We start from the raw sequence: 26,430 nt of genomic DNA on the forward strand, positions 1-26,430 counted from the left end.
AGTACTAATTTTAAACCAAATAGTCATGTACAATGTAAAAAGCCTAAACAAATGGGCCAATGCGCACACGAGTTATCCTTTGGATGCGTTGCGTATTGCCTTAGGAGTGTTTTTGTTCATTACCGGCGTGCTTTTCATCAAGAACAGCCAGGCCGTGGCCGATGTGGTTTCCCAACTCAGTAATTTTGACGGCGGCATGTTCGCTTTTCACTACGTGGCGGCGGCCCACATCATGGGCGGCATCATGATCGTTTTCGGATTGTTGACCCGATGGGCGATAATCGCGCAGCTTCCGATCTTGGTTTGCGCCGTCGCGTTGAATTTCATCGTAGAGATGAGCGTGAGGAATTTGCTGTTCTCCTCGATAGCCCTGATTATTTGCGTGTTCTTCCTGTTTTACGGAAGCGGCAAGCATTCGGCCGATTATTACTTCAAGATGCAGAAATAAAAAAAGCCCCGTCGTTTCGGGGCTTTTCTTTTATTGTTTTTGCATTTCCTTGCGCTTGATCTTGCCGCTTCCGGTTTCGGTGAAATGAGGCACGAACCGCACTTCTTTGGGCTTTTCGTATTTGCCCAATCCCGCGAAAACATCTTCTGCCATGGGTTGTTCTTTTCCCTCGACGAACAATACGAGTTTTTCGCCCAACGTCTCATCGGGAATTCCCGCTACAAAGAAACGCGCGTTGATTTTACCCGCAAGCTTGGCTTCGATCTGTTCAGGAATGAGTTTGATACCGCCGCTGTTGACTACATTGTCGCGTCTTCCGAGGAAAACGAACTGGTTTTCGTTGACGAGTTCGACCAAATCGTTGGTCACGATCACATCATCTGAAATACGCGGCGCATGGATCACGAGGCAATTGTTGTCGTCGTACGAGATCGTCACGTTGGGCAAAACCGTAAACGCGCTATCTCCTACTTGCTTGGCCGCGATATGCGTAATGGTTTCGGTCATTCCGTAGGTTTCGTAAATTTTGGAATTGACCTTTTCGAGTTTCTTTTCGAGCATCGGGTTGATTTTCGCGCCTCCGATGATGATTTTCCTGATGTTGCCCAAACGCTTTAACGAATTCTCGGCCTGCAACGGAACAAGAGCCGCGAAGTCATAACGCTGGTCGTCGTATTTAAGCGGATTGGCGCTTGGGGCGGCGAATTCCATGTCCAAACCAAGGATGAAACCACGCACGAACATCATTTTCCCCGCTATATATTTCGTCGGAAGACAGTGCAACGCCTTGTCGCCGGGCTGCAAGTCGAAGAAATCGCCCGTGGCCAATGCCGAATTCACCATCGCCTGCTTGCTTACACGGATCGTCTTTGGAGTTCCCGTCGTACCCGAAGTGTTGATTTCTATATCGGTTTTGTCGTCGAACCAATCGAGCAGGAACAAACCGCAGTGTTTTTCGTAATCATCGCCTTCTTTTATGAAACTGTACGCGATGCGACACAAGTCGTCCCGATCGAGCGGAAAGCCGTTGAGTTTGAACCTGTGGTGTACGTTATGATAAGTGGGAATATTCGTCATGGCTGATGGTTTTTGGTTCGACCTTGCTGACCTTTCCGAACAGTTTCTCGCGCCAGCCTTTCCATTTGTACTTCTTCCCTAAAATTAGCAAAATAAGCGGATATGTGATCACGATCGAGACAATCATTTCACTTAACATGTCACCGCTGTCTTTTTGGGCCGTGTACCGAAAAACCGCATCGGTCTGCAAAGCCGAAAAATCGGAAGTGACAAGCAAAGCAGCCATGAGATTGTTGCCCAAATGGAATCCGAGAGCGAGTTCGAGGCCTTCGTCCATAAGTGTCATGATACCTAAAAGGAAACCGGTTCCGATGTAGAACACCATGACACCCGGCCCCATTTCACCCACTTCGGGATTGGCGCTGTGAAAAAGCCCGAAAAGGATGGACGTGATGACGAACGGCACGGCACGACTCGCCGTCGCGACTCCGATCTGCTGCATCAAAAAACCGCGGAACAAATATTCCTCGAACGCGATCTGGGCCGGAAAAAGCAGCACACTCAAAACAAGCAGCACACTGAACTTGAACGGGTCGAAATTCCATACCAAATCGGAAGGGTCGATTTCGTAAGAGATCCAGAACGTCCCGATCGTCAACAATACGATAAACGTGAAAGAGAAAAAAATACGTCCGAAATCAATCTTCTTTCTAGAGGTTGTCAACGACAATAGGCTTCTTTCATGAAGCGCGCGCACCATGAGGAACAGCAATCCCAAAAGCAACGCGAACGGAAAGAGATTGGCCACGAGCATCACATTTTTGGGAGTCGTTTTGAGCATGTCGTACATCTGGTCGACTTCTGTAGCCGACAAAAAGAAGAACACATACATGAAGTTGACGATAAAAATCCCGGTGGTGAGCAACGTGGTAAGGGCGACTTTCCAAGGTGTGTTGTCGCCTTTGTAGGCTTGTTCTATGAACATTTCTCGAGTTGTTGTAGGGTTGACTTACTGATTTTAAAGGCATTGCCATCAGTAAAATCGTCCTGAGGCGCATCCACTAATTTAAACTAATTTTGCGGCGCCCGAATCAAAGGCGTCATTTTTTATGCTTCAGATCTATCACAACAACAGATGTTCGAAATCGCGCGAATGCGTCGTATCGTTGGACGCTTCCGAAACGCCGTATGAAACCATCGATTACCTCAGGAATCCACTCAAATTCAGGCAAATCAAAGCCTTGCTCAAAAAACTGAAACTCAACGCAATAGACATCGTGCGCACTAATGAAACCGAATGGGCCGCCTACAAAGGTTTGGAATTGTCGAATGACGATATCGTACGCATTTTGGCCAAGCATCCGATATTGATGCAACGCCCGATCGTAGTCAACGGCGACAAGGCGGTGGTAGCCAGGCCGTTGGAAAAAATATCCGAAATAGTGTAACAAATCGCGTTTTTGGATTCAAATAGCCAGCATTGGCGCGACATTGCCGTTGCCTCAGTTTAACAAAAACTTGTGATTTGCCGCCTAAACCATAGGCTAATTTTGCAGTCCAATAGCTCAAAACAAAACCAATCTTATATGAAATTGTTCCAATGGCTCTGCGCCACGATCGTATGCTTCGGCTTTTTGTCGGCCAATGCCCAAAAGGTGACCGTTACCGGAAAAATCGCCGATAAAACCAGCAAGCAGCCTCTCGAATACGCGACGGTCACTTTCGTCAAACCCGGCGATACAAAGCCAGTGGCGGGCGGAATCACCGACTCGAAAGGCGAATACAGCATAGAGGTAAATTCGGGAACATACGACATAAAATTCGAGTTCATCTCGTTCAAGGGATTCGAACTCAAAAACCAGGCGATTTCCAAAAACATCAGGCTGCAGAACGTAGAACTGGCCGAAGACGCCCAATTGCTCAACGAAGTCGTGGTGCGCGCCGATCGTACGACTGTAGAAATCAAACTCGACAAGAAAGTGTACAACGTCGGGCAGGATCTGATGGTCAAAGGCGGAACGGTCAGCGACGTTTTGGACAACATCCCGTCCGTTTCTGTAGACCAGGACGGAACGATCAGCCTTCGCGGAAACGAAAACGTGAGGATTTTGATCGACGGAAAGCCTTCGAACGCGATCAACATTACCGAAGCGCTGCGCATCATTCCGGCGGACGCCATCGATAAGGTCGAAGTCGTGACCAACCCATCGGCGAGATACGATTCCGAGGGCGGCGGCGGCTTGCTCAACATCATCCTCAAAAAAGGCAAAAACCAAGGCATCAACGGAACTTTTATCGGTACGGTTGGCGATCCTGACAACTACGGACTTTCGGGCAACCTGAATTTCAAGACCGACAAGATCAACGTTTTCACGACTACGGGTTACAATTACAGGCTCAATCCGGGGAATTCGCTTACCGATACGCGTTATCTCGACGACAACGACGTCACGACGGGTTATATAAACGAAAGACGCAACAACGACCGTCTCAACAAAGGATACAATTCGAATTTCGGGTTCGATTACTACATCGACAAAAGCCTCACCTGGACGAACGCGATCAACCTGAGACGCAATTCGAACGAGAATCCTGAAATCGTAAAATATTTCAACTACGACGAAAACCACGATTTTACGGGTGTCGACACCCGATTCAACGACCAACGCGGAAAAAGCGAGAACTTCGAATACTCGACCACGATCGTCAAGGATTTCAAGAAAGAAGGACACAAACTGACGATCAACGGCGCGTTTTCGATCAATAACGACAACGACTTCTCGGACATCAACGACGGGGACGAAACCACCAAAAACATACAAGAACAAAACCGCAACGTGATCCAGGCCGATTACGTGCTCCCGCTTGGCAAGAACAGCCAGTTCGAGGCCGGTTTCAAAGGCGAATACAACCGTTTGCTCACCGATTATTTCGTGGGTATACTCGATCCGGTTTCCCAAACGTATATTTCGGATTCACGCTATTCGAACAAACTCGAATACAAGGAAAAAGTGAACGCGCTTTACATGCAATACGGATCTAAAATCAACAAGTTCTCGTATTTGCTGGGCTTGCGTTGGGAAGATTCGAACATAGACGTGAACCAGCTTTTCACTCAGGATTTCAACAACAAACGCTACAACAATTTCTTTCCGAGCGCTTTCCTGACGTATGAATTGGGAGACGAAAGCAACATCTCGCTTAGCTATAGCCGACGCATTTCACGTCCGCGCGGCCGACTGATCAACCCGTTCTCGAATTACTCGAGCAACATCAACATCTTCCGCGGAAACCCCGATTTGAATCCCGCGTTCAGCGATGCGTTCGATATCGGTTATTTGAAACGTTGGAAAAAACTCACGTTCAGCACTTCGATGTATTTGAACCACACGAAGGATTCGTTCCAGTTCATCAGGACGGAATCGGGCGATTTCGCACAGGTTTCGGAAGGAAGCCCGCTTACTCCGGTAATCCTTACGACTCCGGTGAATTTGGGTGACGAATACCGCTTCGGATTTGAGTTCACGTTCAACTACAATCCGTTCAAATGGTGGAAGCTCAACAGCAACTTCAACTTCTTCCGCAACCAGACCGTAGGCGAATATTCGTATACGACATCGGGTGGAGAGCTTGTGGTGGAAGATCTCGACAACACCGCTTATTCATGGTCGACCCGTTTGACTTCGAAAGTAACCTTGCCATACAAAATCGATTGGCAGACCAACTTCAATTACAATGCACCCCAAAAGAACGCCCAAGGTGAAAGCCGCGGCATCCCGAGCATGAACCTAGGATTCAGCAAGGATTTCCTAAAAGACAAGGCGACATTGGCACTCAATGTACAAGACGTTTTCAATTCGCGCAAACGCATCAACGAGACGTATTTGCCGGGCGTTTTGGAATCGTACAGTGAAATGCAGTGGAGAGTGCGCCAGATCACGCTTTCGCTGACCTATCGCTTCAACAAAGCCAAAACCGATCGTGACAGGGATCGCAACCAACAACGAAACAACAACGACGGAGGCGGGAACGACGATTTCCCAGGTTAACACGTATCTTACTTAAAGCGAAAAACGTCGGATCCATAAGTCCGGCGTTTTTTATTTTTAGTCGCTGATGCGAATATCGACTAAAGCTATTCGTGAAATCCGTGTCATTCGTGGCCTAAATACAAAAAGGAAGCCCGAAGACTTCCTTTCCTAAAATCGGTTTCTAGATTACCGATTTACTGATTACTTAGTTTTTTCGCGGCGCGCTTCTCTTTCCAAAGCTCCCAGCTCGCTCCTGCAACCCAGTAGAATACGAAGTTGACCAAGAAGATCATGAGCCAGAAACCTGTCGTGAAGATGCACAGGAACAGCAAAAAGCCTAAGTACTGTTGAAATTCAAACATGTTTTCCGGAATTTTTTGAATTATACGCAAATGTAACGATAGTATTTTTGCTGTCCAAGTGCGGGTTTCATTTTTATTAACAAAGATTTCGGCGTAAATTTGGGCGGCTTCAAAAACTTCAATATTCGTTATTCGTTGCTCGTTGTTCAACATTCAGAAGAACTGACGAATAACACAATTTGAACAACGAATATTGAATGACGAACAACGAATATTGAACTTACCAACATAATTAACAATGGAATACAGAATAGAAAAAGACACCATGGGCGAAGTGAAAGTTCCCGCAGAGAAATACTGGGGCGCCCAAACCGAACGTTCGCGCAACAACTTCAAGATCGGGCCGTCGGGATCGATGCCTAAAGAAATCGTCGAAGGTTTTGCCTATCTCAAAAAAGCGGCGGCTTATGCGAACCACGATTTAGGGGTTTTGTCGGTCGAAAAAAGAGATGCGATCGCAGCGGTTTGCGATGAAATCCTCGCCGGAAAACTCGAAAGCGAATTCCCGCTCGTGATCTGGCAAACCGGTTCGGGCACACAATCGAACATGAACGTGAACGAAGTCATCGCGAACCGCGCACAGGTTTTGGCCGGATTCAAGATCGGCGAAGGAGAAGCGGTCGTAAAAGCCAACGACGATGTGAACAAATCGCAGTCTTCGAACGACACCTACCCGACCGGCATGCACATCGCGGCGTACAAAGCGGTTGTCGAGGTGACGATTCCCGGTGTCGAGAAATTGCGCGATACATTGAAAGCGAAATCGGAAGAGTTCATGAACGTCGTCAAAATCGGGCGTACCCACTTGATGGATGCGACCCCGCTTACACTTGGACAGGAACTTTCGGGTTACGTCGCCCAATTGAACTACGGATTGAAAGCCGTAAAAAATACATTGGCCCACCTTTCTGAAGTCGCACTCGGCGGAACTGCCGTCGGCACAGGTTTGAATACACCAGAAGGCTATGACGTGAAAGTGGCCGAATACATCGCGAAATTTACAGGCCATCCGTTCGTGACGGCTCCTAACAAATTCGAAGCCCTCGCCTCTCACGACGCTATCGTGGAAACACACGGCGCCTTGAAACAACTGGCGGTTTCTTTGAACAAAATCGCAAACGATATCCGTATGATGGCTTCGGGGCCACGTTCGGGAATCGGCGAAATCTTTATTCCCGAAAATGAGCCGGGCTCGTCTATCATGCCTGGTAAAGTGAATCCTACCCAATGCGAGGCGTTGACGATGGTTTGCGCGCAAGTCATGGGTAACGATGTCGCCATCACTATCGGCGGAACGCAAGGCCATTACGAACTCAACGTATTCAAGCCTTTGATGGCTGCAAACTTCCTGCAATCGGCGCGCTTGATCGGTGACGCATGCGTATCGTTCGACGAACATTGCGCACAAGGTATCGAACCGAACCACAAACGCATCAAGGAACTCGTAGACAATTCGCTTATGCTCGTGACGGCTTTGAACACCAAAATCGGATATTACAAAGCGGCCGAAATCGCTCAGACGGCACATAAAAACGGAACGACGCTTAAAGACGAGGCCGTTCGTTTGGGTTATGTTTCTGCGGAAGACTTCGATGCTTGGGTGAAGCCTGAAGATATGGTCGGAAGCTTGAAGTAAGTTTCGCTTAACACGCTATAAACAATAAGTTTTAGCCACGAATCACACGAATGTCACGAAATATGATTGTGAAATTTGTGTGATTTGTGGCTATTTTTTTTAATCTGAGCGGTGTTTGAACCACAGTTTCGCGTTAGGGATTTTAGCGAAAATCCTTTTGCTTGTGCAACAAAGCGAAAGATTGTAGCGGAAGCCCGGCGACGGCCTTTCGACAATTCTTTGTCACCAAAAGTTCTTCCGGCCGGCGCAACGCCAAAAACAAATAAAAAAGCCCCGTGTTTCCACGAGGCTTTCTATCATTGACGATAAAGAATTACTTCTTCTCGTTCTTCTCCATTTTAGCTTTCAAGCCAGCAAGGATCTCGTTGTTATCTCCAAGTGTTGGCGCCGAAGCGTTGTTGTTTGAAGAATTGTCTTGAGCCTGACGTACGTTTTTCTCTTCCTCTTCACGGAAAGTAGCCGTGTGGGAAGCGACAACGCGCTTGAATTCTTTGTTGAACTCGATCACTTTGAAATCGGCAACTTCGCCTTTTTTCAATTTCTTGCCGTCTTCTTTTTCAAGGTGACGTGCAGGAATGAACGCTACAACATCGTCTCCGAAGTCTACGGTAGCACCTTTGTCTACGATCTCGGCGATAGTTCCGTTGTGTACGGTTCCAACTCCGAAAGCAGCCTCGTGCTTATCCCATGGGTTCGGTTGTGTTTGCTTGTGACCCAAAGAAAGTTTACGTCCGTCAACATCAAGTTCAAGAACAACAACTTCCAATTTATCACCTACATTCACGAATTCAGATGGGTGCTTCACTTTTTTGGTCCAAGAAAGATCAGAGATGTAGATCAATCCGTCGATTCCTTCTTCCAATTCAACGAATACGCCGAAGTTAGTGAAGTTACGAACGATACCTGTGTGCTTAGAACCAACTGGGTATTTAGACGTAATGTCTGTCCAAGGATCTTGAGACAATTGTTTGATACCCAAAGACATTTTGCGGTCTTCGCGGTCAAGAGTCAAGATTTGTGCTTCAACAACATCTCCGACTTTTACGAAATCCTGAGCCGAACGCAAGTGCGTAGACCAAGACATTTCAGAAACGTGGATAAGTCCTTCAACACCTTCAGCAACCTCGATGAACGCACCGTAGTCAGCGATAACGACAACTTTTCCTTTCACTTTGTCACCAACAGCGATGTTAGCGTCAAGAGCATCCCAAGGATGAGCGTTAAGCTGCTTCAAACCAAGTTGGATACGAGTTTTCTCATCATCGAAGTCAAGGATTACGACGTTCAATTTCTGATCAAGCTCCAATACTTCGCTCGGGTGGTTGATACGTGACCAAGAAAGGTCTGTGATGTGGATCAAACCGTCTACGCCGCCAAGGTCGATGAATACTCCGTAAGAAGTGATGTTTTTGACGACACCTTCGAGAACCTGACCTTTTTGCAATTGTCCGATGATCTCTTTCTTCTGTACTTCGATATCTGCCTCGATAAGCGCTTTGTGCGATACGACAACGTTCTTGAACTCGTGGTTGATTTTCACAACTTTGAATTCCATCATTTTGTTTACGTATACGTCGTAGTCACGGATCGGTTTGACGTCGATCTGAGATCCTGGCAAGAACGCCTCGATTCCGAATACATCTACGATCATACCACCTTTAGTGCGGCATTTCACGAATCCGTTTACGATTTCGCCTGTCTCATGAGCGTTGATAACGCGATCCCATGATTTGATAGTTCTGGCTTTTCTGTGAGAAAGTACAAGTTGTCCTGTCTTGTCCTCGCGAACGTCGATCAAAACTTCTACTTTGTCTCCAACCTTAAGGTTCGGGTTGTAACGGAATTCGTTAAGAGAGATAACGCCTTCAGATTTAGCGTTGATGTCTACGATTACGTCACGGTCAGTAAGGCGAACTACAGTTCCTTCCACTACTTCTTCCTGATCGGTTGCGATGAAGGTTTTTGAAACGAGATCCTCGAATTCCTGCAAGTTTTTCTCGTCTACTGCATCAATTCCCTCTTGGTAATTGTTCCAGTTGAAGTTTTTCAAAAAGTCTTCTTGTGTTTTTAATAATTCAGACATGCTGATTAATCATTTGTATCCTGCTTTTACCGGATTTCTACTCAGAATAAAAACAGAAGTGGTTTCTTTTGTGTTTTTACATATCACCTTTCCGGAAATCCTATCTGTCAAAAAGGTGCGCAAAATTAAGCCTTATTTATTTATCTACCAAACCAATAACCTAAATATTCTCTTAAATGTTAAATAGGAAAGTCCATCGTTATTTTTGCGTAAATTGTCCAACAACAAATTGCTGATGAAAACGTGGAAAGACAACTACTTTTTTCCCGAAATATTGCTATTCTATCCAGGACCATCCTGCTCCTGCCCCATCTTCTGCTGATATTCCTCTTCATGCCGAATACGGTCTCGGCGTCTAAAATTTTGCCGCCCCAATTAGTGGTGACCAAAGTGGACGAACTTTGCGACGGAGGCGGGATCATCAACTGCAGCCTGTCCGATCCGACACCTGGCGGAACGGTGATTTTTAGGGTTTACCTGCTTCCCAACACTACGAGCCCGATTGCCGAACTTACCGCAAACGGACAAGTCACGGGCCTCGACGCGGGCACGTACCAAGTCGTCGCGATTGAAACCGTGAACGGGAACGCCACCACGTTGCCTGCGCAAAACGTCACGATAGAAAACCATATAGAACCGCTCGATTTCGAGATTTCACATACAGACGAACATTGCGGCGACGGCACGATGACCATTAACGTGACATCGGGTTATGCCGTCGATTTCTTACTGTTCGACGGTCCGGAAACGACGACTTTGCCACATCCTTTAAATTTCTTTGGAGATTTGGAAGACGGTACTTATATCGTCCATGCGATAGACGCTTGCGGAAACATCAAGGCACATTCGTATACCGTTCCGCATAACGAAGCGCCGTTCAGCGTAGGCTCTATGGGCTTCTTGCCGGAACTTCCTGCGTGCGACCAGATCACGCTGACGCATCCGGTGACCATAGACGATATGGAAGACGACGATTTGCTGTTCCCGCTCACGTTCATCTATACGGTATATCCGCCCGACGGCTCTGCACCAATTACGGTAACGTACACCGAAGTCACGGGCAACCCCGACAATTTCCCGGCAGCGCATACCGTGCCGTTCTGGTACGATCAATTGTATTTTTACGATTTACAGGTCATAGACAAATGCGGTCAATCGCACGGATGGAACCACGCACCTATCGATCTTTCGCTTTTTGCCGCTCTTTCCCCTGAATTGGGCGATTGCGGACAGTTTTTCTTTTCAATATCACCTTCGGTTTTCGTCGCTCCGTATTTCATCAATTTTACGGAAGTACCCGCAGGCTTCAATCCGACCGATTTCAATCCGGGCCATCCCGGACCGTTCACTTCTCTTCAGACGTATTACGGAACGACGAGCAATACCGTTCCCATGGGCAATTACGCCGGAACGCTGACCGACGCTTGCGGACATACGGTGAGTTTCGAGCAGGACATCCAGCCTAACGAGTTCCCTCCGCAGTTCACGCCGTATCCGCAACCGGGTTGTTTGTCGACGACTTCAGATTTGCAGATACAGACGATCAGTTACGAGATCGATCACGTCGTGGTGACGGGCGCACCTCCGGAATTCACCGAAACGTTGCCGTATACGATTCCCGCAGTGCCAAACCAACAAGGACCGAATGAAATATGGCTTTTCGATTTGCCCGCCGGAACGTATTATTTCACGATTTACGATACATGCGGAATTGCTCACGAGGAAGAATACACCATCAATCCGAGCTCCATATTCAACCTGCCTTCGAGTTCGACTTTCGCCGATTGTGAGGAAGGTTTTGGCGGCATCCGTATAAGAGGCGGCAATTCGACGATACTTACATCGGTGGTCATTACCTCGGCTCCGGCCGCGTATACCGAGACATTGCCTCAGGATGTATCGATCCACATCGGGGCATCGGGTATTTTTTCGATGGAACACCTTCCGCCTGGCGATTACGGCTTCCATCTTATCAACGGTTGCGGCAACGAATACGACGAAGTGTATCCCGTGATCGGTTATGAAACCCAGGCCACTATAGACGTTACGAAACATTGCGCGGCGTTCGATGTCTATCTTTCGGATGTATCGAACGCCACCGCTCCTAATTTTTGGTTGCAGAAACTCAACGAGACCACGGGTCAATGGATGCATCCGAATACCGGCGCCATTTATGTAGAAGGTACAACGTTGGGCACGACGAACGCCATCCAACTCACGAACGGCATCAACAACATCAACCAACTTTTCCTGGGGCATTTCAGGATCGTCAAAACCTTCCAGGCATATCAGAATGGAGAAATCGGACCCGGATCTACAAAAGTTTGCATCATTCCGCTGCAGGAATTCGACAATACGGGAGAAGTACGAATCATAGACATCATCAAACTCACCTGCGACGGAGCATTGGCCAGCGTAAAAGTAATAGCCGACGGTGTCGAACCTTTCCACTTCAAGATCATCGAAAAGAACGGCCAGCCTTTCGTCATCGATAACGGCAGCAACGATACGTTTATCGATTTGGAACCGGCCGTTTACAAGTTTTCGGTAGAGCACTTCTGCGGACAGGCCGTCGTCAAAATCGTCGATATCGCCACGCTTCCTTCTCAAATTGCAGCCGTACAACCTACAATTCCTCTAATAGAATGCGATTCGGACGACAACGACGGCAAAGCCGATTTCGACCTTTCACAATTCGACGCGACGATTATCGGTAGCCAGAATGCCAGCGATTTCACACTTACTTATCATGCGACGGAAGCCGACGCGAATTCGGGAGCCAATGCGTTGCCACAACCTTATTATTCGGCTACAGCTACTTTGTACGCGCGTTTGAAACTGAATTCGGGCGATTGTTACGACGTGGTGACCGTAGAGGTGATCGTGAATCCTTACCCTGTTTTGCAGATGCAGTTGCGTTATCCGATTTGTCCGGATTCGTCGCGAACCATCACAGCCGATAGCGGAATGGACAGCTACTCGTGGTCGACCGGTGCCAATACACAAAGCATCACAGTGACGCAAGCCGGAACGTACACGCTTACCGTAACCAAAGATTATCAAGGCATCACGTGTACGGGCGTTTACCAGATCGAGGTTTTCCCGCTTGTGGCACCGACGATCCATCATGTAGAATACCAGGATTGGACCGATCACGACAATACGCTTATCATCCACACGAACGAACCCGACACGGGCGATTTCCTGTATTCGATAGACGGAGGCGTCACTTTCCAGTCGTCGAATACGTTCAACGGATTGTTGCCCGGAATTTATCAAGTCATGGTCAAAGATCTCGGCGACTGCGGCCATGACGACGAAGAGGCGCACTTGCTTATGTATCCGCGATTCTTCACCCCTAACGGAGACGGCTATAACGATTATTGGAAAGTGAAGTTCGACGAACTCGAGCCCGGCATCCAAACTTATATTTTTGACCGCTACGGCAAACTGATCACAGGCTTCCCTGTTGGCGGCCGTTGGGATGGCACTTATAACGACAAGGAACTTCCGTCTACCGATTATTGGTTCGTGGTCATACGACAGGACGGTCGTGAAATGCGCGGACACTTTTCGATGAAGCGATAGTCTGAGTGTCAATTTCGGATGTGGGAGAATCGATTCCAAATCTATCTGGCGAAATCTTTCATAATCAAAAACAAAAAACCATCCTAAGCGGATGGTTTTTCTATTTTATAAGTCAAAAGGTTTCAGGCATCAGTGCGAGATGTTCGCCACTTCGGCCGGATCGTGCTTGTGCTTGAACATGAACGCAAACGCGATCGCGATTACCAAAGCATAAGCCGCGAAAGCCAACCAGATGTTCGGCCAATCTTTCATTTCGACGACGCTGCTCAAATTTCCGTCGGCCAAAACCGAAGCGCCTTTTTTCTTGACAAATCCGAGGAAATGCTCGTTCGCCACATCTGTTTGCAGATGCGTCGCCAAATCGGTGGCTTTCGTATAGGCTTTCGTAAAATAGTTTTGGATTACCCAGCCCGAAATCACGCTTCCCAGAACGGCGCCTACTCCGTTGGTCATCATCATGAACAAACCTTGGGCAGACGAACGTGTCTTGGCGTCTGTATTGCCTTCTACGAAAAGCGAACCCGAAATATTGAAGAAATCGAACGCCATTCCGTAGACGACGCACGATAGTATGATCATCCACAGACCGCCGACCGGATCGCCGAAAGCGAACAGACCGAAACGCAACACCCAAGCGAGCATACTGATGAGCATCACCTGCTTGATGCCGAAGCGTTTCAGGAAGAATGGAATCGCTAAAATGAACAAGGTTTCCGATATCTGAGAAATCGACATGATGATCGTCGAGCGTTCCACCACGAAAGAATCTGCATATTTGGGGAAATTCTCGAATTCGCTGAGGAACACGTCCCCATAAGCGTTCGTGAGCTGCAACGCACCTCCGAGGAACATAGAAAACACGAAGAACAATGCCATTTTATAATCAGCGAACAATTTGAAAGCCGATGTCTTCTTACCTTCGGACGAATCAAAAACCGAGTTGTATTTCGGCGGACACTTCGGCAACGTGAACGCATACAAACCTAAAACCACAGCCGCGATTCCCGCAATGTAGAACTGGTTAGCCGACGCTTTGCTGTCGGTGAGGTTCGTAATCCACATGGCGACGATGAATCCGATGGTTCCCCAAACGCGGATCGGCGGAAAATCCTTTACGATGTCGCTATTGCTTTGTTTCAAGGCCGTATACGAAATCGAATTGGAAAGCGATATCGTCGGCATATAGCAACACATGGCCAGAAACATCACATAAATGAAAGTCGTCGGATCGCTCACCATCGGCAAACAAAAAAGCACCACGGCGTACAGAATGTGCAGCAAACCGTAAAGCCTTTCGGCATTGACCCATCGGTCGGCGATGATTCCGGTAACGGTCGGCATGAAAAGCGAGGCGAATCCCATCGTCGCGAATACGAGACCGAATTGCGTGCCGTCCCATTGCTTGGTGCCGAACCAATAATTGGCAATCGTGATCAACCATGCGCCCCACACAAAAAACTGCATGAAACTCATGACCGTAAGTCGTAATTTAATACTCATAAATGGTTTTGGTTGGTTATGCGGTAAAACTAGTGAAATCGATTTAGATTTGATGCACAAGCGCGAGCACTTTCTCGAGCTGCTGCTCACGGCTCAGATGTGAATTGTCGATTTCGATGGCGTCGTCTGCCTTTCGCAAGGGAGAATCTTCGCGGTGCGTATCGATATGGTCGCGCTGTTCGACATTTTTGAGTACCTCATCGAACGTCACTTCAAGGCCTTTGTCTATGAGTTCTTCATAACGTCTTTTGGCGCGAGTATCGGCACTTGAAGTCATGAAAATCTTGAGTTCCGCATCGGGAAAAACGACGGTTCCTATGTCGCGTCCGTCCATGACGATGCCTTTGTTGCGGCCCATTTGCTGCTGCTGTTCGACGAGTTTGTGGCGCACTTCGGATATTTCAGCCACCTTGCTCACGAAATTCGAAACTTCTATCGTACGGATTTCCCATTCAACATTGCGGTCGTTGAGATACATTTCGCCGAATCCGACTTCGGGATTGAAGATGAAATTCAGATTGATCTTCGGAAGGTCGTCCACCAATTTCCGCACGTCGAAATGATGGCCGTCTATGTAGTGGTGCTGCATCGCGTATAATGTCACGGCTCGGTACATCGCGCCCGTATCCACATATACATATCCGAGAATCTTGGCCAACTGCTTGGCGATGGTACTTTTTCCCGTCGAGGAGAAACCGTCAATGGCTATCGTAATTTTTTTCTTCACGTCAATAATCTTCTCCAAAATTGATGGTAAGCCCGAAAAGACTCGTATTGGCCGCCAAGGTATAGCGCGAATACGAATAATTGAACTTCAGGCGTCGTATTTTCAGCCCGAACCCGGCCGAGATTCCGGCAAAGCTGCGTTGTTCTAAAATCTTGAGTTCTTCAGATCTCCTGAAATTGTACCCGATGCGGATGTTGAATCCTTTTTTAGGGAACAATTCGGCCCCCAAAATCACGTGTCGCAACGCATTGTTGAAAAACGACACTTTTTCGGGTGTGGATCCTCCGTCAATCCCATTTTCGGCACGCGCCGGATTCGAGAACGAAACATCCCATTGCTGCAAATTTTCCAATGTCAGGTGCCAGCGTAACGGCACGTGTTCGAGTTCCTGGGAAACACCGGCGAGCACTTCCATTTGCACGCGTTCGTTGCTTCCGGCATAGGTCGTGAATTGCGTACCCAGATTGCGTACGGAAACCGCCCAGTTGATATCGTTGTCTTCGTCGACGTAAATCGCACCCAAATCGAGGGCGCCACCGAATGAATTATAACTTTCTAAAGTAGAGGAGATCAACTTTGCATTCGCTCCCAAATAGAGTGTCGTCCACGGCACATTGTAGGCATATCCGACCGAAAGCGCGATTTCGCTTCCGCTGAAGTCTTCGGTCTTGTTACCGTTTTCGTCGTAGCCTTCAAATTTTCCGTAATTAACGTAATTCACGCCCGCATGCAGGGTTTGTACGTGGCGATCGTACATATATGCATATGAAGCCGTACCATACGTGACTTCGCCAAAATAACTGCCGTAATTCAACGCCAAACGATTGTCCATTTCGGGATTTATAGTCGCAGGATTGAAATGGGCCGTATTCGGATCTTCGTCGTAAATCGTGATGACTTTTCCGCCAAGAGCCGCCTGACGGGGCGATGTGACAAGGTTGAGAAATTGATAAACCCCTTTTCCTCCGATCTGCGCAAAAGTCGGGGCGCAGCAAGACAGTAAAAGGAAAAATAGGAGTTTTCTTAGCATATTTTTTCGGCGTTAACAAACTAATAACGCCAATGCGAAGATATTATTTTGAAAAGAAAAACCCTCGGATTAGCGAGGGTTATTTCCTTATAAAGTTTTGGCGTTTTTCGCCTTCTGGTCAGTCAGCGCGTACTTGATGACCTCGCTCATTTCCCTGACGTAATGAAAGGTCAGTCCGTCTATATATTCTGCCTTGATTTCGTCTATGTCCTGTTTGTTTTCATGACACAGGATAATTTCCTTGATTCCGGCGCGTTTGGCCGCGAGGATTTTCTCTTTGATGCCGCCGACGGGAAGCACTTTTCCTCTAAGCGTGATCTCACCTGTCATGGCCAAATGTTTCTTGACGCGTTTTTGGGTCAATAAGGAAACCAAAGACGTGAGCATCGCGATTCCCGCGCTCGGTCCGTCTTTTGGGGTTGCGCCTTCTGGAATGTGGATGTGGATGTTGTGCTTGGCGAAAATATCGGGATCGACGCCGAGCATTTCGGGATTCGCTTTGATGTATTCCAACGCGATTGTGGCCGATTCCTTCATTACCGTACCTAAATTTCCGGTTAAGCTCATCGAGCCCTTTCCTTTGGAAATCAAAGATTCAATAAAAAGAATGTCGCCTCCGACAGATGTCCAGGCCAAACCCGTAACGACACCCGCGACCTCGTTGCTTTCGTATTTGTCGCGTTCCATTCTCGGTGCGCCCAAAATCTTGACGATGTCTTCGTCGGTGACTTTTTTGTTGTATTCTTCTTCCATCGCAACCGATTTGGCGGCGTTTCTCACGACTTGCGCGATTTTCGCTTCCAAACCGCGTACACCCGATTCACGCGTGTAACCTTCTACGATTTTCTCGAGCTGTTTTTTGCCGATGTTATAATCTTTAGCCGTAAGACCATGTTCCTTCAATTGCTTCGGAAGTAAGTGCTGGCGTGCGATTTCAACCTTTTCCTCTATCGTATAACCCGACATGCGTATCACTTCCATCCTATCGCGCAAAGCCGGCTGGATGGCATTAAGGTTGTTCGATGTCGCGATGAACATCACTTTAGACAAATCGTATCCCATTTCGAGGAAATTGTCGTAAAAAGCACTGTTCTGTTCCGGATCGAGCACTTCGAGCAAAGCCGAAGACGGGTCGCCCTGATGGCTATTGGATAATTTATCGATTTCATCCAACACAAAAACCGGATTCGAAGTACCCGCTTTCTTGATGCTTTGGATGATGCGTCCCGGCATCGCGCCGATATAAGTCTTTCGATGACCTCGGATTTCGGCTTCATCGCGCAATCCGCCAAGGGAAATACGCACGTATTCGCGTCCTAAAGCTTCGGCAATCGATTTTCCTATAGACGTCTTACCGACGCCCGGAGGTCCGGTCAAACAAATGATAGGCGATTTCATATCGTTGCGCAGTTTAAGTACCGCGAGGTATTCTATGATACGCTTCTTGACGTCTTCAAGTCCGAAATGATCGCGGTCGAGGATTTTCTGGGCGCGTTTCAAATCGAAATTGTCGGAACTGTATTGGTCCCACGGCAGTTCGAGAAACAACTCGAGATAGCTTCTTTGGATGCCGAAATCGGGCGCCTGAGGATTCATGCGCTGCATCTTGACCAATTCCTTGTCGAAATGCTTGGCCGTCTTTTCGTCCCACTTCTTGGCTTTGGCCTTTTGGCGCATGTCGTCGATTTCCTGCTCGTATGAAACGCCTCCAAGTTCTTCCTGTATCGTTTTCATCTGCTGGTGCAGGAAATATTCGCGCTGCTGCTGATCGAGATCGAAACGCACTTTGGATTGGATGTCGTTCTTGAGCTCGAGTTTCTGCAACTCCACGTTCATGTAGCGCAACGTTTCGAGTGCGCGTTCCTTAAGCACGTTTATCGAAAGCAGGTTTTGCTTGTCGGCCACGGGCAGATTCATGTTCGAGGACACGAAATTGATCAGGAACGAATGACTTTCGATGTTCTTGATCGCAAACGTCGCTTCTGTCGGGATGTTCGGGCTTTCCTTGACGATCTGGATCGCGAGTTCCTTGATCGAATCGACGATCGCGAAGAATTCGGTATCGTGTTGTCCCGGGCGTTTCTCCTCGACTTCCATGATGCTGGCCCGCATGTACGGCTTTTCGGAAAGCATCGCGTCGATCTCGAAGCGTTTTTTGCCCTGAAGGATTACGGTCACGTTGCCGTCGGGCATCTTGAGTACGCGCAGAATCTGGGCGACCGTACCTATTTTGTGGATGTCGTTTTTCGTGGGATCTTCATCTTCCTCATTCTTTTGGGCGACCACACCGATAATCTTGTTGCCGGCGTTGGCGTCGTTGATGAGCTTGATGGATTTGTCGCGTCCTGCCGAGATCGGGATGACCACGCCTGGAAAAAGTACGGTGTTGCGCAACGGAAGGATCGGAAGCGACGCGGGCAGTTCCTCGCGGTTCATTTCTTCCTCGTCCTCGGGAGTCAACAGTGGTATCAGTTCTGCATCGGATTCAAAATCCTGCAGTGACAAGTTGTCAAAGGTTAAAATCTTGTGATGTGACATGTGTGGTATTGTGCCATGTTGACAGTAAAACTTTACTGCCTTTACTTGCAAAGATAGATTATCAATAAATTAGCGAAACGTAAAATCGACGTATGACCGATTAATTCGTTACATTATTGACATGCCCAAAATTGTGCCATAAAAAAATCCGCTAAGTGCGGATTTCTTCTATAAAGTGCAAAATGCTATATCAATAGGTCACGTCGAAATTGCCTTGGGTGACCTGTATGTTGCCGCTAGCTGTTTCTATCGTCGCGGTAAACGTGCCTTTGACATGGTCGGCAGTTTTTTGCGTGATGTTGACATTTCCGGAAACGGCCGGTCCGCCACTTCCGCCTACGGTCAAATACATGACCTGCACGTCGTCGGTGATTACCGTACCTGTAGCGATCGGGTGATTACCGACGGTGACATCGGAGCTCAACATAACAGACATCGTCCCGTTTTGGTCAAGAGCCGTAATGCTGATGATTGAAATACCACCGTTCGACGCTTCCTGCGCATTGATCGTCGTAGGATTGAAAGGAGAACCGTCGATCGTCGCGGTAAAAGTGTTCTCATTCGGATTTACGCTAGGGTCAGAATACGGAACCGTAAACTCGCCTTCGGTAAATTCCTTCGGCTCGATAGTCCCGTCTCCGTTCCAATATCCGGTAAAATGGAACGTTCCCGTAATCGTATGGTTGGTGGTGTTGACTTCTGAAATCGTGACAGAACCCGTATTTTCTCCGGGATTCGCGGGATTGATGCTTTGCCAGCCCGATTCCGATTGGCCTTGGGTAAACATCAATATATTTTGGTTGGCCGCATATGTGCCTGCCGTGTTTCCTCCTATCACGAACGCGAAATTGTCGCCGTTCGCACGGACCGCGGCAATCGTGATCGCGCCTCCCGAAATGAAAGCTTCAGCGGTAAGCGCCGTGTACTGCACTCCGTCTATCTTAGCCGTGAACGTACCGTCTTCTACCGGGTCGACCGGATCCGGGACTATGATATTGGGATCGATAGGCTCCGTATCACAGGCCGTGAAATTCAACACAGAGAAAAAGGCGAAAAGCCCGATAAGCAACTTATTTTTCATGGTTATAGTTAGTTTTTGCCAAATATAACAGAAAGTGTGAAAGTGCTCAAGCGCTGAAGTGCTAAAGTTTTGAAATCGGAGATACTTTGACGTTTATTTTTTCCTTTTTGAAACGACTTCATTCGTATCGGACACAATTCAAAAGCAAATAATTTTTAATTTTCCAAAAAAATAATTTTTCCCGTAAATCCCAATAAACACAGTACTCTTGAGTACTTCAGCACCTCAACACTTGAGTACTTGACACAAAAAACTGTAACAACTCGAAACGACCTCTGTCCTTAACACAAATCACAATCAAAAACTTGAGCCTAGCCAGCCACACCATCGAAGACCTCATCGCCCTTTGCAGGCGAAAGGACCAGCGCGCCCAATTTGAGGTATACAACCGCTACTGCAGGGCGATGTATAACGTGGCGCTCAGGATCGTCAAGGATGAGCATTACGCCGAGGATGTAATGCAGGAAGGTTTCCTCAGGGCCTTCATCAAAATTGACGACTACCGGCAGGAAGTGGCGTTCGGCGCTTGGCTCAAGAAAATAATCGTGAATTGCAGCATCGATTTCTATAAAAAGAACAGCCGTATCGTTCAGGAAGATCTTGAAAAGACCTTATACAAACTCGAAGACGGCGATTCCGGGAACGATGCGGAATTGGATTTCATCAATCTCAAAGCGAATCAGGTACTCGACACCATACAAAACCTAAAAGACAGCTACCGAATGATCCTCACGCTGTTCTTCATAGAAGGTTACGACCAGGAAGAGATTACCGACATCCTCGGCATCAATTACGGCAACTGCAGGACGTTGTTGAGCCGCGCAAAAGAAAGTTTAAGGAATAAGCTTCAGGAATTATCAGCCTGAAAAACGATAGAGAAAACAGATATGAAAAAGGAAAATGACAGTATAGACAACCTGTTTGCAAGCCTTGAAGGCCAATGGGATATTTACGAACCGAGCCGCGGGCATTCGGACCGTTTCCTCGACAGGCAAGCCAAAAAGAAAGCACGTCCGGCTTACATGATCCCGTTTGCGATCGCGGCCTCATTGCTGCTGATGTTCGGATTGTTCACGTTTTACGACAAGGCGACTTCAAGACCTCAGCAATTGGCCGAAATGTCGAAGCAGACCAGGGAAACCGATTCGGTGTTCACATCGATCATCAAGTACGAAGTGGCGCGCATGAAATCGAAAGAATCGGCGATCAACAAACCCATGATCGAGGACGCGCTCGCACAACTCAAGGCGATGGATGCCGATTACGAAAAAATCAAATCCGATTTGGCCAAAGGAGGCGAAACCAAACAGCTTATCCACGCTTTGGTGGCCAACCTCAAAACGCAAATTTCCTTTTTGGAAAACGTTTTGGATCAACTCGACAACCAAGAACAACTAAACACCAGTACGAATGAAAACGTTTTGTAATATCATTTTGCTTCTTCTCACGCCTGCCTTGCTTTTGGCCAACGGCATAGACGAAGGAAAAATCAAGAAAGAAAAGCGCATCAACAAAGCCTATAAAGTGAATGATGACGCCGGAATAGACATCGACAACCAGTTCGGTCCCGTATTCGTGACCACTTGGGACGAGGATAAGATAGAACTCGACATCGTGATCAAAGTAAGCGGCAACAGCGAAGATTGGGTCGACAGACGATTGGGTTCGATCGACGTTGACATCAACGCGCTCACGACTTTGGTTTCGGCCAAGACAAGAATCGGAAACGTTAGCGGAAGATCTGGAAACGGCAGCTCGATGGAAATCAATTACACGGTAAAAATCCCGAAAAAAGGAAACGTCAAGATATCGAACAAATACGGCGATGTGCTGTCTACCGATATTTTCGGAGCGGTGAAACTCAACGTGCAGTACGGAAACGTGAAGCTCGCCCGACTTAACAGCGGCAGCAACGTACTCAACCTTCAATATTGCGGTTCGGTGAACATCGAAAAGATCAAGAACGGACAGATCAAAGCCGATTATTCAAAACTCAACATCGGTGATTTCGACGCGTTGTCGCTCGAGACCGATTACACCGACATCCATGCTTCGGGCGGCGGAAACGTCGAATACAACAGCGATTACGGGAAATTGAGCTTCGAAAAAGTCAATAATCTGGCAGGAAAAGGCGACTATTTGGGCGTTTCTGTGTCGGAGCTCGGCGGCAACCTCAGCATTTTTGCCGATTACACGACCGTAAAACTTGCCAACGTGAACGCTTCTGCAGGCAACATCGCGATCAACGGGAATTACAATACGGCTACGGTCGAATATAACGACTCGTATGCGTTCGATTTCGAAGTAAGCGGAAAGTACACGAACATGCGACTCGACGACAATCTCGAAGTCACGACACGTATCGAAACCAACAAAGACAAGATCTTCAAAGGCTACCATAAAAAATCGGGTGCCAAAAAAGTAACCCTCTTAGGGCAATACGGGAACATTTCCCTAAAAAGCAATCGTTAAACCGGCCTTGGCCACAAAATCATCAATCATCATGAAAAACATCCATTTGGCAGCAATCCTGGCCGTATCAAGCCTCGCCGCCGCTCAACAAACCAAAACTTTCAAGACATCGGGTTATGACTCGGTTGGCGTTTCGGGATCGTACACCGTAGTTTTTGTACACGGCAGCGAAGGCAACATCACCGCCACCGGAGACCAAAAAGACCTCGATAACCTCATCGTCGAAACCGAAGACGGCAAACTCAAGATCCATCCTGAAAACCGAATCAAAGGCGGCAAGAGATCGGTTACGGTAACAGTTCCCGTAGAAGCGATTGAAGGTGTTGCGCTTTCTGGTTCTGGCAGTATCACTTCTAAAGATGCGTTGAAAGCCGATGAATTCAACATCGCACTTTCGGGTTCCGGAAAAATTGCGCTCAACGTGAACGCCAAACAATTGGAAGCAGCCATGAGCGGTTCGGGAACGATCGAATTGTCGGGCAATGCGAATAAAATAGAATCGAACCTTTCCGGATCGGGACGCATCGAGGCTTTCGACCTTAAATCGGCAACGGCAGAAGTCAACATTTCGGGTTCGGGCGAATGCGAATTGCATTGTTCCGAAGAATTGACCGCGCGCATTTCGGGTTCGGGACGCATCTCCTACAAAGGAAATCCGCAAAAAGAAGATACTAAAGTCGTAGGTTCGGGCCGCATCACCAAATCGTAAACCATGAAAACTTTATTGGCACTTTTTGTCGCCTTGCTGACCTTATCGGCAAGCGCGGGCGGGACTTCACACAAAGTCCGCAAGGTAAAGACGGGAACGTACGACCGCATTATGGTCTCGGGAGATTTTACGGTCAAGCTCGTTCCGGGTAAAGAAGGCGAGATTTTCATAGAAGGCGACCGCGACGACGTGCGTTATCTCGAAGTCATGACCGAAGGCAACATCCTCAGGATCTATCCGCAAAAAGAGTATAAGACCTGGTGCGGCGATATGAAATCGCTCACGGTAGTCGTGCCTTTCGAATCGTTGGAGGAAATCGTGATGGCCGGTCCGGGGAAAATCGTATCTGAAGAAACCATAAAAGCCACGCGTTTCAAAACCCAACTTTCGGGGAGCGGCAGCATCGCGCTCGAACTGTCGACGGCCGAAACCGAAGTGTTCCTTAGCGGATCGGGTCAGGTGAAACTCAGCGGAAGCACCGGAAAATTCATCTCGAACGTCACAGGAGAAGGTCAATTGCAAGCCTATGCGTTCCAATCGGCGACTACCGATGCGGTCATCATAGGATCGGGAAAATCCGAAGTGAGCAGTTCTGAAACTTTAAACGCACAGGTTGCGGGTTCGGGACGCATCCAATATATCGGAAATCCGAGAAACGAACAGAAAACCATTATAGGAACCGGATTTATTGCGGCTAGGCAATAATCCCTTTTGATTTACAACGTGTAAGTTAAAAGTTAGCACGGACGCCTTATCCCTTAACGGATAGGGCGTCTTTTTTTGGAATGCGTGCGAGCAAAACGATCCCGATGATGAAGAATGCCGCGAGGAACATGATCGAGTAACGCGGTCCCCAATATTGGTCGATCACGCCGTACACGCACATGCCGATCACGATTCCGATCTTTTCGGACACGTCGTAGAAACTGAAGAAAGAGGCCGTATCATCGGTTTCAGGCAATAACTTGGAATAGGTTGAACGCGAAAGCGATTGGATGCCGCCCATGACCAATCCTACGAGAGCGGCAAGGATGTAGAATTCCATCGGTTTGTCGACGATATAGGCAATCGCGCACAACAACGTCCAAAAGCAATTGATCGCGATAAGCACAGGAATGTTCCCGAATTTAGAAGAAGCTTTAGACGTGAGCCATGCGCCCAAAACCGCAATGAGCTGGATCAGCAAAATACAGATGATCAATCCTTTCTGGCTTTCCTCGGGCGACGACCATTTGATTTCCTGAGCACCGAAATACGTCGCGACGAGCATTACGGTCTGCACGGCCATGCTGTAGACGAAAAATCCGCTCAGATAGCGTTTTAGCGCAACGTTCTGCGCCAATTGTCCCCATACTTTCTTAAGCTCGCGGAATCCGTTAAAGACGACGGCACTGCTGAATTCACCCGATTTGGAATTGCCTTTCGGAAGATACAGGTACGTGTACTGGCTGAATCCTATCCACCACACCCCTACCGAAATGAACGAATACCGCATGGCTTCCATCGCGTCGATCCCGAACGTTTTAGGCGAAAGCACCAAAACGAGGTTGATCAGCAATAAAATGACGCTTCCGATATAACCAAGCGAATAGCCTTTTGCGCTGATCGCGTCCTGTTGCTCCGGAAATGCGATATCGGGCAAATAGGAATTGTAGAAAACGAGGCTGCCCCAAAATCCGATAAGGCCCAAAAAGTAACACAATAATCCCGGATAAATATTGTCAAGATTAAACCAATACAGCCCGATGCACGACAACGCACCCAAATAATTGAAAAAGCGCATGAAGATTTTCTTGTTCCCGACATAATCGGCGATTCCCGAAAGCAAAGGCGAAAGAAACGCCACACACAGGAAAGCCGCGGCCGTAATGAAACTGATCAGCGCCGTGTTCTTGAGATACAAACCGAACACCGAAATATAACCGCTGCGCAGGTTGAACAACGCATTGTAAAAAATCGGGAAAATGGCCGATGCGATCGTAAGCGAATACACCGAGTTGGCCCAATCGTAGAAAGCCCAGGCGTTGAGCAGTTTTTTGTCGCCTTTCGGAAGCTGTTGCATAGATGGTCGTGTTATAAAAAAAGCTGCCCGTTAAGGACAGCTCGAAGATAGTTTTTAATGGATAATTGACAATGGGCTATCGGCAATTACTCATGCAGATTTAATATTTGACACCGAGTTTGGCGGCGTTGGCTTTTGCCTGCGGAATCAGTTTCTTGATGTCGGCGATACGTGTATTGTCGGATGGATGCGTGCTCAAAATCTCGGGAGTAGAAGCTCCACCCGATTGGGCCGACATGCGTTGCCAGAACGTAAGCGCGTTGTCGGGATTATATCCGGCGATCGCCATCAGCGTCAAACCGATCTCGTCGGCTTCGCTTTCGTGCTTGCGGCTGAACGGAAGCATGACGCCCACTTGAGAACCGATGCCGTAATACTGTTGATACATTTGCTGTCTTTCCTCGCTTTGTCCGCTTGTAGCTAAAGCAAGGCCTGCAGCACCGATAGCCTGTGCTTGCGCTGCACTCATGCGCTGTGCTCCGTGGTTGAGTAAGGCGTGTGCGACTTCGTGTCCTAATACCGTAGCTAAACCGGCTTCGTCTTTGGTCACCGGAAGAATTCCGGTGTAGACGACGATTTTACCGCCTGGCATACACCAAGCATTCACGGCCTTGTCGTCAACGAGTTTGTATTCCCACTGATAGCCTTGAAGCGAACTCGAAATTCCCTTCGACGCGTAATATTTCTCTACTGCCGCGCGGATCTTGCTTCCTACTTTCTGTACCAATTGGGCATCAGCTCCGGTGGCAATAACCTTGTTTTGGGACAGGAAACTGTTGTATTCGGCAAATGCCGACGGAAAAAGCTGATCGTTCGAGACGATGTTGAATTCTTTTTTCCCCGTAAGCGCGTTGGTCGAACAGGCCGCGACGATTAGCAACGCCGAAACGGCAAGGATCAATTTGTTTTTCATGGCTATTGATTTTAACAGCATAAAGTTACTTTAAAATGTTAAAATGGTTTTATAGGATTGGAGGGATTTTTTGTATTTAATGAAATGGTCTCGGCTGTGACATGTAAAATGTAAAATGTGAAATGCGTCGGTGATCGGTAAATAGCGGATAGCATTGGGCGTTTGTGAAGAACGCGAATTAAAATTCGAATACCATCCACCCATCTCGCATTTACATCTCACATCTCACACCA

The 26,430-nt window shown here is 47.8% G+C and carries 21 protein-coding genes; 10 read left to right on the forward strand and 11 right to left on the reverse strand.

The window, feature by feature from the left end; translation table 11 throughout:
• Positions 1 to 25: 25 nt before the first annotated feature.
• Positions 26 to 448, forward strand: coding sequence for a DoxX family protein (locus tag HZF10_RS03900; protein ID WP_176004865.1), 423 nt, complete (start codon positions 26 to 28; stop codon positions 446 to 448).
• Positions 449 to 478: 30 nt separating this feature from the next.
• Here the strand turns inward: HZF10_RS03900 and HZF10_RS03905 are convergent, their stop codons facing one another.
• On the reverse strand, positions 479 to 1,525 hold the full coding sequence (locus tag HZF10_RS03905) for an AMP-binding protein (protein WP_176004866.1): 1,047 nt from the start codon (positions 1,523 to 1,525) through the stop codon (positions 479 to 481).
• Positions 1,500 to 2,450 (reverse strand): CPBP family intramembrane glutamic endopeptidase, encoded by a 951-nt coding sequence (locus tag HZF10_RS03910; RefSeq protein ID WP_176004867.1) that lies wholly within the window; start codon positions 2,448 to 2,450, stop codon positions 1,500 to 1,502. Before HZF10_RS03910 ends, HZF10_RS03905 begins: the two co-directional genes overlap by 26 nt.
• Positions 2,451 to 2,574: 124 nt before the next feature.
• On the opposite strand from HZF10_RS03910, the gene HZF10_RS03915 reads away from it, so the two are divergent.
• Together HZF10_RS03915 and HZF10_RS03920 are read left to right on the forward strand one after the other, a co-directional pair.
• On the forward strand, positions 2,575 to 2,913 hold the full coding sequence (locus HZF10_RS03915; RefSeq protein WP_176004868.1) for an ArsC/Spx/MgsR family protein: 339 nt from the start codon (positions 2,575 to 2,577) through the stop codon (positions 2,911 to 2,913).
• Between the two features lie 138 nt (positions 2,914 to 3,051).
• On the forward strand, positions 3,052 to 5,514 hold the full coding sequence (locus tag HZF10_RS03920; RefSeq protein ID WP_176004869.1) for a TonB-dependent receptor: 2,463 nt from the start codon (positions 3,052 to 3,054) through the stop codon (positions 5,512 to 5,514).
• Positions 5,515 to 5,690: 176 nt separating this feature from the next.
• Here HZF10_RS03920 and HZF10_RS03925 read toward each other — a convergent pair whose 3' ends face one another.
• Positions 5,691 to 6,011 carry a hypothetical protein gene (locus HZF10_RS03925; RefSeq protein WP_176004576.1) on the reverse strand — a complete coding sequence of 107 codons (321 nt, stop codon included), beginning with the start codon at positions 6,009 to 6,011 and terminating at the stop codon, positions 5,691 to 5,693.
• An 85-nt stretch (positions 6,012 to 6,096) separates the two neighbouring features.
• On the opposite strand from HZF10_RS03925, the gene fumC reads away from it, so the two are divergent.
• Positions 6,097 to 7,494 (forward strand): class II fumarate hydratase, encoded by a 1,398-nt coding sequence (gene fumC, locus HZF10_RS03930; RefSeq protein ID WP_176004870.1) that lies wholly within the window; start codon positions 6,097 to 6,099, stop codon positions 7,492 to 7,494.
• 313 nt (positions 7,495 to 7,807) lie between these two features.
• On the opposite strand, the gene rpsA is transcribed toward fumC, so the two are convergent.
• Positions 7,808 to 9,577: a 30S ribosomal protein S1 gene (gene rpsA / locus HZF10_RS03935; protein ID WP_176004871.1), complete on the reverse strand. Its 1,770-nt coding sequence runs from the start codon at positions 9,575 to 9,577 to the stop codon at positions 7,808 to 7,810.
• 333 nt (positions 9,578 to 9,910) lie between these two features.
• Between rpsA and HZF10_RS03940 the strand changes: the two genes are divergently transcribed.
• Entirely contained in the window at positions 9,911 to 13,165 is a 3,255-nt protein-coding gene (locus HZF10_RS03940) for a T9SS type B sorting domain-containing protein (protein WP_176004872.1), read from the forward strand.
• 129 nt (positions 13,166 to 13,294) lie between these two features.
• Here HZF10_RS03940 and HZF10_RS03945 read toward each other — a convergent pair whose 3' ends face one another.
• The 5 genes from HZF10_RS03945 to HZF10_RS03965 all read right to left on the reverse strand — a co-directional run bounded on the left by HZF10_RS03945 (position 13,295) and on the right by HZF10_RS03965 (position 20,041).
• Complete coding sequence (locus HZF10_RS03945) at positions 13,295 to 14,665, reverse strand: nucleoside permease (RefSeq protein WP_176004873.1); 1,371 nt, start codon at positions 14,663 to 14,665, stop codon at positions 13,295 to 13,297.
• A gap of 43 nt (positions 14,666 to 14,708) precedes the next feature.
• Positions 14,709 to 15,410 (reverse strand): (d)CMP kinase, encoded by a 702-nt coding sequence (gene cmk / locus HZF10_RS03950; RefSeq protein WP_217703338.1) that lies wholly within the window; start codon positions 15,408 to 15,410, stop codon positions 14,709 to 14,711.
• The gene (gene porQ / locus HZF10_RS03955; protein WP_176004874.1) at positions 15,394 to 16,422 is read right to left on the reverse strand and encodes a type IX secretion system protein PorQ; all 1,029 of its coding nucleotides are present in this window, start codon (positions 16,420 to 16,422) and stop codon (positions 15,394 to 15,396) included. The genes cmk and porQ overlap by 17 nt, the downstream gene beginning before the upstream one ends.
• A gap of 87 nt (positions 16,423 to 16,509) precedes the next feature.
• Positions 16,510 to 18,960 (reverse strand): endopeptidase La, encoded by a 2,451-nt coding sequence (gene lon, locus HZF10_RS03960; RefSeq protein WP_176004875.1) that lies wholly within the window; start codon positions 18,958 to 18,960, stop codon positions 16,510 to 16,512.
• 190 nt (positions 18,961 to 19,150) lie between these two features.
• Complete coding sequence (locus HZF10_RS03965; RefSeq protein ID WP_176004876.1) at positions 19,151 to 20,041, reverse strand: DUF6252 domain-containing protein; 891 nt, start codon at positions 20,039 to 20,041, stop codon at positions 19,151 to 19,153.
• A 305-nt stretch (positions 20,042 to 20,346) separates the two neighbouring features.
• Here HZF10_RS03965 and HZF10_RS03970 point away from each other — a divergent pair, with 305 nt between their 5' ends.
• The 5 genes from HZF10_RS03970 to HZF10_RS03990 are packed head-to-tail and all read left to right on the forward strand — an operon-like array spanning position 20,347 to position 23,927.
• Complete coding sequence (locus HZF10_RS03970) at positions 20,347 to 20,907, forward strand: RNA polymerase sigma factor (protein ID WP_176004877.1); 561 nt, start codon at positions 20,347 to 20,349, stop codon at positions 20,905 to 20,907.
• 21 nt (positions 20,908 to 20,928) lie between these two features.
• A complete protein-coding gene (locus HZF10_RS03975) occupies positions 20,929 to 21,468 on the forward strand; it encodes an anti-sigma factor (RefSeq protein ID WP_176004878.1) in 540 nt (179 codons plus the stop codon).
• A complete protein-coding gene (locus HZF10_RS03980) occupies positions 21,452 to 22,513 on the forward strand; it encodes a hypothetical protein (protein ID WP_176004879.1) in 1,062 nt (353 codons plus the stop codon). The genes HZF10_RS03975 and HZF10_RS03980 overlap by 17 nt, the downstream gene beginning before the upstream one ends.
• A gap of 31 nt (positions 22,514 to 22,544) precedes the next feature.
• Positions 22,545 to 23,222 carry a head GIN domain-containing protein gene (locus tag HZF10_RS03985; protein WP_176004880.1) on the forward strand — a complete coding sequence of 226 codons (678 nt, stop codon included), beginning with the start codon at positions 22,545 to 22,547 and terminating at the stop codon, positions 23,220 to 23,222.
• A 3-nt stretch (positions 23,223 to 23,225) separates the two neighbouring features.
• Positions 23,226 to 23,927 carry a head GIN domain-containing protein gene (locus HZF10_RS03990; RefSeq protein ID WP_176004881.1) on the forward strand — a complete coding sequence of 234 codons (702 nt, stop codon included), beginning with the start codon at positions 23,226 to 23,228 and terminating at the stop codon, positions 23,925 to 23,927.
• A 46-nt stretch (positions 23,928 to 23,973) separates the two neighbouring features.
• Here HZF10_RS03990 and HZF10_RS03995 read toward each other — a convergent pair whose 3' ends face one another.
• Entirely contained in the window at positions 23,974 to 25,284 is a 1,311-nt protein-coding gene (locus tag HZF10_RS03995; RefSeq protein ID WP_176004882.1) for an MFS transporter, read from the reverse strand.
• Between the two features lie 100 nt (positions 25,285 to 25,384).
• Complete coding sequence (locus HZF10_RS04000) at positions 25,385 to 26,197, reverse strand: M48 family metallopeptidase (RefSeq protein WP_176004883.1); 813 nt, start codon at positions 26,195 to 26,197, stop codon at positions 25,385 to 25,387.
• Positions 26,198 to 26,430 lie beyond the last annotated feature (233 nt).

The organism is Flavobacterium agri, assembly GCF_013401995.1.
GTDB lineage: Bacteria > Bacteroidota > Bacteroidia > Flavobacteriales > Flavobacteriaceae > Flavobacterium > Flavobacterium agri.

What these genes read in the sequence shown, in the direction of transcription:
- HZF10_RS03900 (WP_176004865.1), top strand. Translation starts at nt 26, where the DNA reads ATGTACAATGTAAAAAGCCTAAACAAATGGGCCAATGCGCACACGAGT.
- HZF10_RS03905 (WP_176004866.1), bottom strand. Translation starts at nt 1,525, where the DNA reads ATGACGAATATTCCCACTTATCATAACGTACACCACAGGTTCAAACTC.
- HZF10_RS03910 (WP_176004867.1), bottom strand. Translation starts at nt 2,450, where the DNA reads ATGTTCATAGAACAAGCCTACAAAGGCGACAACACACCTTGGAAAGTC.
- HZF10_RS03915 (WP_176004868.1), top strand. Translation starts at nt 2,575, where the DNA reads ATGCTTCAGATCTATCACAACAACAGATGTTCGAAATCGCGCGAATGC.
- HZF10_RS03920 (WP_176004869.1), top strand. Translation starts at nt 3,052, where the DNA reads ATGAAATTGTTCCAATGGCTCTGCGCCACGATCGTATGCTTCGGCTTT.
- HZF10_RS03925 (WP_176004576.1), bottom strand. Translation starts at nt 6,011, where the DNA reads ATGTTGAACAACGAGCAACGAATAACGAATATTGAAGTTTTTGAAGCC.
- fumC (WP_176004870.1), top strand. Translation starts at nt 6,097, where the DNA reads ATGGAATACAGAATAGAAAAAGACACCATGGGCGAAGTGAAAGTTCCC.
- rpsA (WP_176004871.1), bottom strand. Translation starts at nt 9,577, where the DNA reads ATGTCTGAATTATTAAAAACACAAGAAGACTTTTTGAAAAACTTCAAC.
- HZF10_RS03940 (WP_176004872.1), top strand. Translation starts at nt 9,911, where the DNA reads ATGCCGAATACGGTCTCGGCGTCTAAAATTTTGCCGCCCCAATTAGTG.
- HZF10_RS03945 (WP_176004873.1), bottom strand. Translation starts at nt 14,665, where the DNA reads ATGAGTATTAAATTACGACTTACGGTCATGAGTTTCATGCAGTTTTTT.
- porQ (WP_176004874.1), bottom strand. Translation starts at nt 16,422, where the DNA reads ATGCTAAGAAAACTCCTATTTTTCCTTTTACTGTCTTGCTGCGCCCCG.
- lon (WP_176004875.1), bottom strand. Translation starts at nt 18,960, where the DNA reads ATGTCACATCACAAGATTTTAACCTTTGACAACTTGTCACTGCAGGAT.
- HZF10_RS03965 (WP_176004876.1), bottom strand. Translation starts at nt 20,041, where the DNA reads ATGAAAAATAAGTTGCTTATCGGGCTTTTCGCCTTTTTCTCTGTGTTG.
- HZF10_RS03975 (WP_176004878.1), top strand. Translation starts at nt 20,929, where the DNA reads ATGAAAAAGGAAAATGACAGTATAGACAACCTGTTTGCAAGCCTTGAA.
- HZF10_RS03980 (WP_176004879.1), top strand. Translation starts at nt 21,452, where the DNA reads ATGAAAACGTTTTGTAATATCATTTTGCTTCTTCTCACGCCTGCCTTG.
- HZF10_RS03985 (WP_176004880.1), top strand. Translation starts at nt 22,545, where the DNA reads ATGAAAAACATCCATTTGGCAGCAATCCTGGCCGTATCAAGCCTCGCC.
- HZF10_RS03990 (WP_176004881.1), top strand. Translation starts at nt 23,226, where the DNA reads ATGAAAACTTTATTGGCACTTTTTGTCGCCTTGCTGACCTTATCGGCA.
- HZF10_RS03995 (WP_176004882.1), bottom strand. Translation starts at nt 25,284, where the DNA reads ATGCAACAGCTTCCGAAAGGCGACAAAAAACTGCTCAACGCCTGGGCT.
- HZF10_RS04000 (WP_176004883.1), bottom strand. Translation starts at nt 26,197, where the DNA reads ATGAAAAACAAATTGATCCTTGCCGTTTCGGCGTTGCTAATCGTCGCG.